We start from the raw sequence: 12,054 nt of genomic DNA on the forward strand, positions 1-12,054 counted from the left end.
TCAGAGGCCACGGAGTCCACGCAAAGTCCTCTCCATCAGTGATCGGCGTTCGTCGTAGCTCGCCTGTTCGGTCAGCGTCGAATGCACTCGAAGAATCCCGCCCACTACGAGATCACCGATCATCACCCGGACCATACCCAGTGGGCGACCAAGGTATGCGGCAATCTCGACGACAGAAAGCCGATGTGTGGCAAGACGCACGATTTCGATCCGCAAATCGCCTGCGGACCAGTCGTTGTGCGCTGTATAAGATACCGTCTCGACGACCGCCTCCAAGGGCAGCGCGATCGCGGGCTCGGTGCGGCCGGAGGTCAGGGCATAGGGCCTGACCCGGGTAGTCGGCCGGTGATCGGATCCGTAAGGGCTCGACATCTCACCTCAGCCGGCGGAGCGGGCGGTGGCGGTAACCGCCGAGCCCACCCGGTCGACGAGCAACGCCATCTCGTAGCCGATGCGGCCGATGTCGTGGCTCTTGTTGGCGAGAACGGCCAGGTGCGAACCGTTTCCGACGCTCATCACCAGCAGATAGCCCCGCTGCATCTCCACGATCGACTGCATCACCTTGCCGCCGTCGAACAGGTGCGCGGCACCCATCGACAGGCTGGCCAGACCGGCGGTGACCGCGGCCAATTGCTCGGCGCGGTCGGCGGGTAGATGCGGACTGGTCGCCTGGAGCAGTCCGTCGGCCGAGACGAGCACCGCGTGTGAGACGCCGGGTACGTCGCGGGTGAAGCGGGCGACCAACCAGTTCAGATTCTCGTCTGTGGGGTGCGCGTTGCTCATTCGAGGCCTCCGTCGTTGTACTGGATCTCGGCACGGCCGCTGCGGACGCCGCTGAGATGTCTGGTCAGGTTGTTGCGGATCTCCTCGGGGTCGCGAGCGCCCGCTTCCTCCGCGGGGGTGAGCCCACCGGGGACGAGCTGAGCGCCCGGCTTGCGGATCGGCAGCCCGCCGCTCGTTCGCGAGGACGTAGGTGGGTGGTCCGCCTCGGCGGCGGCCGACCAGCCCGCGTCGCCGGGGGCGCTCCACGACGCGCCGTTGCCGTTACCGGATTCGGTGGGGGCTGAGGCGGGTTCGACGAGCCACTCCGAGACCATCCGCTGGTAGATCGGGGTCGGCGCCGGGCCGGAGACCGGCTGTAAACGGGTGCTCGTCGTCGGCATCGGGTCGACGTCGAGGGGACGCGGCGCGGGTTGCGGCTCCTGGGGCGCGGCCGGTGCGGACGACGCGGCGAGCTCGGCCAGCGCGGTCGCGGGGATGCGCTGCGGCAGGCCGAACGGCGACGAGTCGGGAGCGGGGGCCGCCGGATCGGTCGTCACCGGGAGATCGTCGGTGTCGTGATCGTGCTCGGCCCACATGCCCGCCGGTGCCGCGTCCTCGTCGGGTTCGACGATGGCCGGTTCCGGCGGGGGCGCCGGTACCGCGGCCGGAACACGTTGCGGGAGACCGACACTGGTGAGTGGGTTCTTGGGCGTGCTCGCGCCGTTGGCCGGGACGAGCGGATTCGGATCCGCGAACGTCGGCAGCGCGGGAAGCGGTGAGGCGGGCAGGTCGAGATCGGTCACGGCGTCGAGCGAGACCAAGGGGCGCGGTCCGGTCGGCATGATCGGATTCGGGCCGGTGATGTCGGCCGGAGTCAGCGCGTACGGGCCGATCCCGGCGGGGACGATCGGATTCGGCCCGGTGGCCGGACCCGACGACATGGGCGGCGACGGCGCGACGAGCGCACTGGGCAGATGCACGCTGGCCGTGATGCCGGGCTGCGGGGCCGCACCGCTGGTACGGCGCAGGCTGACCGTGATGGTGTGTCGCTTGGCGAGCCTGCCGACCACGAAAAGACCCATGCGACGGGCGGTTTCGATGGTCACCTCACCACCGGAGGCGAGCCGGTCGTTGGTCGTCTGCAGATCCTCGGCCGACATGCCGAGGCCGCGGTCGGTGATCTCGATCAGATAGCCGCTGTCGACCGCCCGGCCGACGATGACCGCCACCGATGTACTCGGCGGGGAGTAGCGCAGGGCGTTGTCGATGAGCTCGGCGAGCAGGTGCTCGATATCGACCGCGGACTCACCGGCCACGACGCCGTCGGGCACATTGCCGATCTCGACCCGCTGGTAGTCCTCCACCTGCGAGACCGCGCTCCACAGCATGTCCGACAGCGGCACCGGCGGCAGATGACCGCGGCGCAGCACGGTGCCCGCGAGCACCAGCAGGTTGTCGCCGTTGCGGCGCATGCGGGTGGCGAGGTGGTCGAGGCGGAACAGCGTCTGCAGGCGCGAGGGGTTGTCCTCGTCGTGCTCGAGTTCCTCGATGAGCGCGAGCTGCTGCTCCACCAGCGACTGGCTGCGCCGCGACAGCGTCTCGAACATGTTGCCGATCTGCAGGCGCAGGCGGGCCTGATCGCCCGCCAGATTCAGCGCCTGCTCGTGGATCTCGTCGACGGCACGGGCCAGCTGACCGATCTCGTCGGTGGAGTGCACACCCACCGGCATGATCTCCGGCGTCGCGCCGCCGCTGCGGACCACGGCCAGCTCGTCGGGCAGCTTCACATGCGCGACCTCGAGCGCGTCGCGGCGCAGCCTGCGCACCGGCACCACCAGGGTGCGGGCCACGGCCAGCGCGAGCGCCAGGCCCGCCAGCAGCATGCCGAGCACCAGGGTGGTCTCGCGCAGGGCGCCGGTCTGTGCCGTCGCGGTGTTGCTGTCGAGAGTGTGGTCGATGTTGTCGAGCAGCGCGGAGATCGTGGAGGCGTAGGTGTCGGCGCTCACCTGGAGCGTGTTGAGCACCGCCGCGTTGGTGGTCGGATCACCGCTGTTCTGGCTGAACACACTGATCCGGGTCTGCACCGCGTCGAGCAGCGCGGCCATGCTGCCCGCCTGGTCGGGCAAGACCATCGCGTAGGTCTTGATCATGTTCGATTCGGAGCCGAGCTCGACGAGCATCTTCGCTCGCGCGCTCTGGCTGCGACCGGATTCGGGCGAGACGACCAGCGTGCGCTCGCGGGTGAGCACCCGGCGGGCCTGGTGCAGCGCGGCCAGCTGGAGGAAGTAGCGCTGCACGACGAAGTCCTGGACCTGCGGGGTCTTGGACAGCGCCTTTCCGATCCGTTCGCCGATCTCGTCGGTCTGCTCGCCGACCATCGCCGGGGACCCGCCGCGCACGGTATTGCGCAGGGTGGCGCCGGTGGTGGTGGCCGCGGTGAGTTCACTGGCGACGACAGGGTCGATGCGGGCCGAGCGCAGCGCGCTCTGCACCTCGGCGAGGGCCTGGTCGTAGGTGGTGAGCGCGGCGTCGGTCTGGGGGTCGGCGATCGCACCCCAGTTGGCCGTCGCGGCGACGGCGAGTTGTTCGGTGGCGGTGGCGAATTTGACGACGGGACGGATGACGGTGGCCTGTTCGGTGGCCGCGCCCAGCTGCGTCATCGTCTGCAGTTCGTTGTTGATCCGCAGCACGGCGAAGGTGGTCGCGAGCATCACCGGCAGCACCAGCACCACACCGACCTTGCGCGTAACCGACCAGTTGGACAGGCTGAATTGCCAGGAGCGCGATGCAGGTTCCATCCGCGTGCGTTGCCTCTGCTTCCACGTGTGACCCCGGCCCGCGCGGGGAGGTCGCGGAGCGATGCGAGCGCAGAACCAACTGGAGGTCTTCTTTTACCGCAGGAAAGATACCGTGCCGAGTGGGCATCGGCAATCCGGGCCACACGGTCTGTAATTCGCCGAATATGCGCTGACACAACGACGATTCGTTCGGGTTTGTCAAGACCTACAACATACCTCCGGCGAGAACACGACGTTCGGCGCGCCGAGGCCTCTCAGTACGTTCTCAGTCGGTCACGGCAAACTACAGCACATGCGCATTCTGGTAGTCGACGACGATCGCGCGGTGCGGGAATCACTGCGCCGGTCACTGAGCTTCAACGGCTACACCGTCGACCTCGCTGTCGACGGTCTGGACGCACTCGAGAAAGTGACCGCGGCCAGGCCCGATGCGCTGGTTCTCGACGTCATGATGCCGCGCCTGGACGGCCTCGAAGTGTGCCGAAGGCTGCGCAGTACGGGCGACGATCTGCCGATTCTCGTTTTGACCGCGCGCGATTCGGTGTCCGAACGAGTGGCCGGCCTCGACGCGGGCGCCGACGATTATTTGCCGAAACCTTTCGCGTTGGAGGAATTGCTGGCGCGTTTACGGGCGTTGCTGCGTCGTCGAACGCCCGATCCCGGTGAAGCGTCGGAGGCGATGGTGTTCGCTGACTTGTCGCTGGATCCGGTCACCCGCGAGGTTTCGCGCGGCGAACGCGCGATCAGTCTGACGCGTACCGAGTTCTCGTTGCTCGAGATGTTGATGGCCAATCCGCGCCGAGTGCTCACTCGCGGACGAATCCTCGAAGAGGTCTGGGGCTACGACTTTCCGACCTCCGGCAACGCGCTGGAGGTCTATATCGGCTATTTGCGCCGCAAGACCGAGGCCGACGGCGAGGAACGACTGATCCACACCGTGCGTGGCGTCGGCTACGTGCTGCGCGAGACCCCTCCGTAGGCGGGCGAGATGGCACACAAGGAACCCGCGGTCGCCGTTCTCGGCAGGCCGCTGGACGCGAGTGAGATGCGTCCCCCTACCCCGCTCACCCGCTCGGTGTCCCTGCGCTGGCGGGTGACCCTGCTGGCCGCGTCGGTGGTGCTGATCGCGGTCGCGGTCACCTCGATCGCCGCCTACGCGATGGTGGCGCGCGCGCTCTACGCCGACGTCGACGCCCAGCTCGAGGCCCGCGCGGCGACGATGATCAACAACAATTTCGAGACCGCCGGTTTCCAGTCGATCGTGCTGGCCGGGCTGTTCTCCAACGATGTCGGCGTCGCGCTGATCTATGCCGGTCACAAGCCGTATATGCCACCCCAGCAGACAATTCCACCGGTCGGCGCCCAGGAGCTCGCGGTGGCCGACGGCAAGATCAATTCCTCGCTGCGCACCGTCGGTGACCAGCGGGTACTCGCCGCGCGTACGCACAGCGGCGCGACGCTGATCATCTCGCAGAAGCTCTACCGCACCCGCGAGGTGCTCGATCAGCTGGCATGGCTGCTGTTCGTGGTCGGCGCGTGCGGCGTCGTGCTCGCCGCCGCCGCCGGAACCGCGGTGGGTCGTACCGGTCTGCGCCCGATCGCCCGGCTCACCGCGGCCACCGAGCGCGTCGCCCGCACCGACGACCTGACGCCGATCCCGGTGACCGGTGACGACGAATTGGCCAGACTCACCGAGAGTTTCAACACGATGCTGCGGGCGCTGACCGAATCACGCGATCGTCAGCGTCGGCTCGTCGCCGACGCGGGCCACGAACTGCGGACGCCGCTCACCTCGCTGCGCACCAATATGGAGCTGCTCATCGCCTCGGGCAGGCCGGGCGCGCCCCGGCTGCCCGACGAGGACATGGCCGAATTGCGCGCCGATGTGGTCGCCCAGATCGGTGAGCTGTCGACGCTGGTCGGCGACCTGGTCGACCTGGCCCGTGAGGATGCCCCCGAAACCGTGTACGAGCGGGTGGATCTCGGCGAGGTGGCCGAGCGTGCGCTCGAACGTGCGCGCCGCAGACGGGTGGGGATCACCTTCGTGGCCGATCTGGCGCCCTGGTTCGTCTACGGGCACGAGGCGGGGCTGGAACGGGCCGTCCTCAACGTCCTCGACAACGCGGCCAAGTGGAGTCCGCCCGACGCGGTCGTGCGGATCACCATGCGCCCGGCCGGCCCCGGACTGCTCGAACTGGCAGTCGGCGACGCGGGCCCCGGCATCCCCACCGGCGAACGCGAACTGGTCTTCGAACGCTTCTACCGCACGACCGCCTCGCGCTCGATGCCCGGTTCCGGACTCGGGCTGGCCATCGTCAAGCAGGTGGTGACCAAACACGGCGGCACCATCGCGGTCGACACCTCCGATCGGGGCGGCGCGCTGGTGCGCATCGTGTTGCCGGGGGAGGCGCCGATCGTTCTCGACGAGTCCGACGCCGGGTGATCGCCGTCAGTCACGGCGAACTGATAGTCCGATCTCAGGCGCCTCTCAGTAGCCGTCAGGAAGCTGGTCAGCAAGCGTGAGGAGACAGACACCATGACCGACGATCCCCAGCACCCCGCTGACCGGCCCGCCGCTACCGGGCCGGGCGACACGGGCCATCCCACCGAGTCGGGGCTACCGGCCGGGCACCAGGGGCAGGCGCCGGGCTTCGGCGACCAGCCGCGCTACGGCGAGCATGCCGGACCGGCTCCCTTCGGCGACCAGCCGCGCTACAGCGACCAGCCCCATGGCGAGCCTGCACCCTTCAGCGGGCAGGCACCCTACGGCGGACAGCAGGCCCACAGCGACCATGCGCCCTTCGGGAATCCCGCGCCTCACACCGCCCCCATGGCGTTCGGTGGCCCGCCTTCGCAGGGGGGTCAGCCGTCGCACGGTGCGCAGCCCCAGGCGTTCGGTCCCGCGCCGACTCCGCAGCGAAAGCCGCTGCGGCTCGGCCTGATCGCCGGTGCGACGGCGCTGGCTCTGGTCAGCGGTGGTGTCGGTGGTGTCGTCGGAGTGCTCGCCACCGACTCGGGTTCCGCGCCGGTGACCAATGCGCTCGAGGCGCCGAAGCCCGCGGTCAACAACGTCGCCAACGCGCCCGCCGGGTCCACCCAGGCGGTGGCGCAGCGGGTGTTGCCCAGTGTCGTGATGATCAAGGTCGCGGGTAATCGCGCGTCCGGCGAGGGTTCCGGGGTGGTGCTGTCCACGGACGGTTTGATCCTCACCAACAATCACGTCGCCGCGGGCGCGGGTGCCTCGGCGAAGATGGAAGTGGTGTTCAGCGACGGCAGCACCGCGCCCGCCACGATGATCGGCGCGGATCCGGTCTCCGACCTGGCTGTCATCAAGGTCAGCGGCAAGACCGGGCTCACGCCGATCGAACTCGGCACCTCCGACGGTCTGGCCGTGGGTCAGCCGGTGATCGCGATCGGCTCGCCGCTCGGCCTCGCGGGCACGGTCACCACCGGCATCGTCTCGGCCCTCAACCGACCGGTCTCGACCAGCGGCGAGGGCACGCCGAGTCAGGTGAACCCGGTGATCGACGCGATCCAGACCGACGCGGCGATCAACCCGGGCAACTCCGGCGGCGCGCTGGTCGACGGACAGGGCAAGCTGATCGGCATCAACACCGCCATCGCCAGCCTCGGCGGCGAGGCGGCGGGCGGCACCCAGAGCGGTTCGATCGGCCTCGGCTTCGCGATCCCGGTGGATCAGGCGCGCCGGGTCGCCGACGAACTGATCAAGACCGGCCATGCCACCTACGCCCAGATCGGCATCAAACTGCGCCCGCAGGACACCGCCGCACGCGTACTCGAGGCCACTCCCGACGGCCCTGCCGCCAAGGCAGGCATCCCCGCGGGAGCCGTCATCACCCGCCTCGACGACCGCCCCATCGACTCCGGCGACGCGCTGATCGCCGCCGTCCGCTCACACCAGCCAGGAGACAAGGTGAAGGTGACTTACACCGACGAACAGGGCGGTAACTCCAAGACCGTCGAGGTCACGCTCACCGCCGCGGCGGCGGAAGGCGGCCGATGATGCGTTCGAACGCAAACCTGTCGTGCGTAGGCGCTACGGTGATGACCATGGACATCGATGCTCCCGTGGCAGGGCGCGCACTGGTTGTTGTCGTCGACGATCGGACGGCTCATGGCGGCGTGGATTCGCTCGGCCCGCTCGTCACCGAATTGCTCAACGAGGCCGGGTTCCTCGTCGACGCCTCGGTGACGGTGCAAGCCGAGGAGGTCGAGATCCGCAACGCGCTCAACACTGCGGTGATCGGCGGCGTCGACCTGGTGATCTCGGTCGGCGGCACCGGCATGTCGCCGCGCGACATCACCCCCGAAGCCACCACCCAGGTGCTCGACCGTGAACTGCCCGGCATCACCGAGGCATTGCGCGCGTCCGGCCGGGTGGCGGGCTCGCTCGACGCCGGTCTGTCCCGCGGCGTGGCAGGCATCTCCGGCAGCACCCTGGTGGTGAACCTGCCCGGCACGCGCGCGTCGGTCCGCGACGGCATGGCCACCCTCGGCCCGCTGGCCAGCAAGGTGATCGGCGAATTGTCCGGTCTGGACGAATGACATCCGACCCGCACGACGCTGTTTCCGGCCCCGATGATCGGGGCCGGAAACAGGCTGCGGCGGAGGAGTTGCGACGGAAAGCGGCCGAGGCGGCGCGACTGGCGAGAATCTTCGGCGATGTTCTCCCGGAGACCACCGGCGACGAACGCGGCGAGCGATCACGGGGCTCCGGTACCGACGATTGGTTACGGTCGCAAGTTCCACCGCACCACGGGTGATCAGCCCGTTATCTACGTAGCCGCTACGTAATAAGCCGCCTTGGAATTGCCGATTACGGCATGAACGAACACTGCGGACAAATACTCGAGACCACGCGAAAGCGTGGTCTTTTGTCGTTCGACGACCCAGATCGTTACCCGGGGCCATCTCCTGTCAAGGTGTCATGACAGGAGCCTTTGCGACTGCATCAATGCACGTCAAGGCATGTGGCGATGTACGAATGTGTGCCGTGCTTCACAGTGAAATTTACGAACTCTTTCGTTGCCGAATCCGTGTAACGGCGTTTAATGTTCGCCATCGAGCCACCAACTATCGGTCCCCGCAGTACTCCCACCTCTGTGCGTTGAACCACCCGGTGGAACCCTGGCTCGGGTTCGCCACACCGGCCCCGGCCGTATCGTCGAAATAACAGTTAGTTACGTAACGGCAACAAAGGGGCGACACACTGATCTGGGCCCTGTGAGGTCCATTTGTCCGGCTTCGAAAGTCGAAGCCGGCTGTTAGACACCTGATGAGGGGAAGTATGAGCGAGAACCGCACCACCGGTGTGCGCCGTGGCGTCCGTGCCGCGGGCGTCGGCGCTGCCGCGGCCGCCGTGGCCTTGGGCCTGCTGTCGACCGGTGCCGCCAATGCCGATACCTTCGTGCCGTTGCCGGACGGCCAGAAGGTCAGCCCTGCTGGCGTGACCATCACCCGCACCCACGAGTCCGCACTGATCTCGCCGTCGATGGCCGCCAACGGCGCGGGTCGCGTCGTCTGGGTCTCGGGCACCGCGGTCGCCGAGGTCAACGAGACCCCCGAGGGCGAGGTCGGCCCCTGGAACGGCCCGACCGGTCGTCCCGGCTCGAACAACTCGTCGACGCACGGCACCTCCCAGCTGAACACCGGCTACATCGTCGGTTGCCAGGTGAGCATCGCCGATGACGCCATCGGCGCCGGTGTCTCCGGCGGAATCAGCACCGGCGGCGTGACCGCGGGCGGCTCCATCGGCGTCAACCTCGGCCCCGGTGAAGTGAAGTTCGTGCAGATCAGCTCGAAGGACATCCTGAAGGCCGGTACCTACGCGATCGATTACCAGGACGCGGAAATCGAGATCCAGGGCTGCGCCGGCTACGCGCAGGCCCGGGCGTACACCGTCGTCGAGGTCATCGGCGACAACTACTCGAAGACCACCCTGTACGGCATGCCGTTCAGCATCGGCTGACGTTCTTCGATCCGGCACGAATCTTCTTCTCGCTGCGGCGAACTCAATCCTCGAGGGACAAATCCTATGATCAACCGTAAGTTCATGGCGAAGGTGGCGGGCGTCAGCGCTGCGGCCACCGTGGCCGTCGGCCTGTTCTCGACGGGCGCGGCCAATGCCGATACCTTCGTTCCCCTGCCGGGTGGACACATCACCAAGACGCTGTCCGACGGCACCGTCGTCGACATCTCCCTTGTCGGTGAGTCGGCCCTGATCAGCCCGTCCATGGGTTCCACTCCGGTGCACCGCAACTCGTGGGTCTCCGGTAGCGCTCAGGTCACCGTTTCCGACGGCGGCTCCGGCAAGATCTACCCGGGCTACACCGTGGGTTGCCAGGTCAACATCTCGGGTGGCGGCGTCTCCGGCGGCGGCGAAGCCGCGATCGACCAGGACGGCAACGGCTCCGGTGGCATCACCACCGGCGGCGAGCTCTCGCTCGGCCCCGGCCAGTCGTCCTCGTTCTACATTCTCGACCGCGAGCAGGCCGACGACTTCGGCAGCGAATCGCACAGCAAGAGCAACAAGTTCAAGAACGGCTCCGGCTCTGTGACCTGGTCCGACACCACCATCGGCCTGAGCGGCTGCGCCGGCTACGCGCAGGCGCGTGCCTTCGTGTCCGTCGAGGTCGAGACCGACAACGTCATCTCCTGGGTGACCCTGTGGGGCGCTCCGTTCAGCCTCGGCTGATCTGTTCGCATCCCGCATTCGAAACGGGCCGGTCGCCATGCGACCGGCCCGTTTTGTTGTGCGCTCACCCTTGTATCGCTGGACATTACGAGTCAGTCTCACTATGTTGAACCCGAATCAACTGCCCCGGCAGTCGAAATCATCTTGCGTTTTCGTTCGCCGATCGGCTGAGAGTCGCGCCGATCCGGTGACGACCAGCTTCTCGATCCACCTCCCGGCAGGGCGCATCTGTCCTGTTGCCAGCGGTGCCTGTCCTGCGTGACACACCCCAGCTGGGTCCGGGCGCAACACAGATATCGACCTCGATGGTCGAGGTCGGATTTGCGTATACCTCGAGGGGAAGAATGAGCGAGAACCGCACCAACCGCGGGCGTCGCGGCGCGTGGAGCGCGGGCGCCGCAGTGGCCGTGACGATCGGCCTGTTGTCGGCCGGTGCTGCCAACGCGGACACCTTCGTACCACTGCCGGACGGCCAGAAGCTGGGCCCCGGTGTCACTTTGAGTCGCACCGGCGAGCATGCCGTGGTATCCCCGTCGCTGGCCGCCAACGGTGCTGGTCGTGTCGTGTGGGTGTCGGGCAATGCCCGCGCCGATGTGCAGGTCACGCCGGAGGGCGAGGTCGGGCCGTACAACGGACCGACGAACCGTTCCGGTTCCAATAATTCTTCGACGCATGGTGCCTCGCAGCTGAATACGGGTTACATGGTGGGTTGCCAGGTCAGCATCGGTGACGACGCGATCGCTGCCGGATTGGCCGGTGGAGTATCGACCCTCGGCGCCTCCGCCGGTGGTGCGATCGGCCTTCATCTCGGCCCTGGTCAGGTCGCCTTCGTGCAGATCGACGCCAAGGACATTCTGAAGCCCGGCGTCTATTCGGTGGAATACCAGGACGCGGAGATAGATATCCAGGGTTGCGCGGGCTACGCACAGGCCCGGTCCTACTCGGTGGTCGAGATCATCGGTGACCACTACTCCAAGACCACGCTGTACGGAGCGCCGTTCAGCATCGGCTGATCATCGGCCGAATCGAAACTCTTTCTCGTTCACACGAATTCACCCTCGAGGGGTCACTGTGATGATCAACCGTAAGAGCATGGCGCGCGTAGCCGGATTCGCGGCGGCGGCGACCGTGGCATTGGGTTTGCTGTCCACAGGTGCGGCGAACGCCGACACCTTCGTTCCGCTGCCGGGCGGCCACATCACCAAGACGCTGTCCGACGGCACTGTCGTGGACATCAGCCTGGTCGGCGAGTCCGCCAATATCAATCCGTCCATGGGGTCCACCCCGGCGCATCGCAACGCCTGGGTTTCCGGTAGCGCGCAGGTCTCGGTGTCCGGTGACGGCGGTGGCAAGATCTTCCCCGGTTACACCGTGGGTTGCCAGGTCAACATCGCCGGCGGTGATGCGCTCGGAGACAGTGGAGCCGAGGTGGTGGAGGGCGTGGGCTTCGGCGAGGTGAACACCGGCGGCGAGCTCACCGTCGGACCCGGCCAGGCGAAGTCCTTCTACGTTCTCGATCTCGAAATGCCCGACGACTACGGCAACGAATCCCACAAGACCCGCAATGCCTTCAAGGGCGGGTCGGGCTCGGTGACCTGGGCCGACGAGACCATCGGCCTGTCCGGCTGTGGTGGTTACGCCCAGGCTCGTTCCTTCGTGAGTGTCGAGGTGGAGACCGACAACGTCATCAGCTGGGTGACCCTCTGGGGCGCGCCGTTCAGCCTCGGCTGAGCGAACACAACAACGAGTTCGGGTCCTGCACACCGCGGTGTGCAGGAC

Annotated in this window: 11 protein-coding genes; 8 read left to right on the forward strand and 3 right to left on the reverse strand. The window is 67.4% G+C overall.

The window, feature by feature from the left end; genetic code table 11:
- Genes ACWGCN_RS30340 through ACWGCN_RS30350 form a run of 3 tightly spaced genes read right to left on the reverse strand, consistent with a single transcriptional unit; the run spans position 1 to position 3,560 of the window.
- Positions 1-372, reverse strand: coding sequence for a DUF742 domain-containing protein (locus tag ACWGCN_RS30340; protein ID WP_056813973.1), 372 nt, complete (start codon positions 370-372; stop codon positions 1-3).
- 6 nt (positions 373-378) lie between these two features.
- Positions 379-783, reverse strand: coding sequence for a roadblock/LC7 domain-containing protein (locus tag ACWGCN_RS30345; protein WP_056813970.1), 405 nt, complete (start codon positions 781-783; stop codon positions 379-381).
- Positions 780-3,560 carry an ATP-binding protein gene (locus ACWGCN_RS30350; RefSeq protein ID WP_452460295.1) on the reverse strand — a complete coding sequence of 927 codons (2,781 nt, stop codon included), beginning with the start codon at positions 3,558-3,560 and terminating at the stop codon, positions 780-782. Before ACWGCN_RS30350 ends, ACWGCN_RS30345 begins: the two co-directional genes overlap by 4 nt.
- A 292-nt stretch (positions 3,561-3,852) precedes the next feature.
- Between ACWGCN_RS30350 and ACWGCN_RS30355 the strand changes: the two genes are divergently transcribed.
- From ACWGCN_RS30355 to ACWGCN_RS30390, 8 genes are all read left to right on the forward strand, one after another.
- Positions 3,853-4,539: a response regulator transcription factor gene (locus tag ACWGCN_RS30355; protein ID WP_358071318.1), complete on the forward strand. Its 687-nt coding sequence runs from the start codon at positions 3,853-3,855 to the stop codon at positions 4,537-4,539.
- Between the two features lie 9 nt (positions 4,540-4,548).
- On the forward strand, positions 4,549-6,003 hold the full coding sequence (locus tag ACWGCN_RS30360) for a sensor histidine kinase (protein ID WP_378993264.1): 1,455 nt from the start codon (positions 4,549-4,551) through the stop codon (positions 6,001-6,003).
- Between the two features lie 93 nt (positions 6,004-6,096).
- The gene (locus ACWGCN_RS30365; RefSeq protein WP_452460296.1) at positions 6,097-7,584 is read left to right on the forward strand and encodes a trypsin-like peptidase domain-containing protein; all 1,488 of its coding nucleotides are present in this window, start codon (positions 6,097-6,099) and stop codon (positions 7,582-7,584) included.
- On the forward strand, positions 7,584-8,126 hold the full coding sequence (locus tag ACWGCN_RS30370) for a MogA/MoaB family molybdenum cofactor biosynthesis protein (protein ID WP_194826720.1): 543 nt from the start codon (positions 7,584-7,586) through the stop codon (positions 8,124-8,126). The genes ACWGCN_RS30365 and ACWGCN_RS30370 overlap by 1 nt, the downstream gene beginning before the upstream one ends.
- 742 nt (positions 8,127-8,868) lie before the next feature.
- On the forward strand, positions 8,869-9,549 hold the full coding sequence (locus ACWGCN_RS30375; protein ID WP_378993261.1) for an MspA family porin: 681 nt from the start codon (positions 8,869-8,871) through the stop codon (positions 9,547-9,549).
- 66 nt (positions 9,550-9,615) lie between these two features.
- Complete coding sequence (locus tag ACWGCN_RS30380; protein ID WP_378993260.1) at positions 9,616-10,275, forward strand: MspA family porin; 660 nt, start codon at positions 9,616-9,618, stop codon at positions 10,273-10,275.
- 344 nt (positions 10,276-10,619) lie between these two features.
- A complete protein-coding gene (locus ACWGCN_RS30385; RefSeq protein WP_378993259.1) occupies positions 10,620-11,288 on the forward strand; it encodes an MspA family porin in 669 nt (222 codons plus the stop codon).
- A gap of 61 nt (positions 11,289-11,349) precedes the next feature.
- Complete coding sequence (locus ACWGCN_RS30390; RefSeq protein WP_449970349.1) at positions 11,350-12,006, forward strand: MspA family porin; 657 nt, start codon at positions 11,350-11,352, stop codon at positions 12,004-12,006.
- Positions 12,007-12,054 lie beyond the last annotated feature (48 nt).

The organism is Nocardia sp. NPDC055050, assembly GCF_053608345.1.

What these genes read in the sequence shown, in the direction of transcription:
- ACWGCN_RS30340 (WP_056813973.1), bottom strand. Translation starts at nt 372, where the DNA reads ATGTCGAGCCCTTACGGATCCGATCACCGGCCGACTACCCGGGTCAGG.
- ACWGCN_RS30345 (WP_056813970.1), bottom strand. Translation starts at nt 783, where the DNA reads ATGAGCAACGCGCACCCCACAGACGAGAATCTGAACTGGTTGGTCGCC.
- ACWGCN_RS30350 (WP_452460295.1), bottom strand. Translation starts at nt 3,560, where the DNA reads ATGGAACCTGCATCGCGCTCCTGGCAATTCAGCCTGTCCAACTGGTCG.
- ACWGCN_RS30355 (WP_358071318.1), top strand. Translation starts at nt 3,853, where the DNA reads ATGCGCATTCTGGTAGTCGACGACGATCGCGCGGTGCGGGAATCACTG.
- ACWGCN_RS30360 (WP_378993264.1), top strand. Translation starts at nt 4,549, where the DNA reads ATGGCACACAAGGAACCCGCGGTCGCCGTTCTCGGCAGGCCGCTGGAC.
- ACWGCN_RS30365 (WP_452460296.1), top strand. Translation starts at nt 6,097, where the DNA reads ATGACCGACGATCCCCAGCACCCCGCTGACCGGCCCGCCGCTACCGGG.
- ACWGCN_RS30370 (WP_194826720.1), top strand. Translation starts at nt 7,584, where the DNA reads ATGCGTTCGAACGCAAACCTGTCGTGCGTAGGCGCTACGGTGATGACC.
- ACWGCN_RS30375 (WP_378993261.1), top strand. Translation starts at nt 8,869, where the DNA reads ATGAGCGAGAACCGCACCACCGGTGTGCGCCGTGGCGTCCGTGCCGCG.
- ACWGCN_RS30380 (WP_378993260.1), top strand. Translation starts at nt 9,616, where the DNA reads ATGATCAACCGTAAGTTCATGGCGAAGGTGGCGGGCGTCAGCGCTGCG.
- ACWGCN_RS30385 (WP_378993259.1), top strand. Translation starts at nt 10,620, where the DNA reads ATGAGCGAGAACCGCACCAACCGCGGGCGTCGCGGCGCGTGGAGCGCG.
- ACWGCN_RS30390 (WP_449970349.1), top strand. Translation starts at nt 11,350, where the DNA reads ATGATCAACCGTAAGAGCATGGCGCGCGTAGCCGGATTCGCGGCGGCG.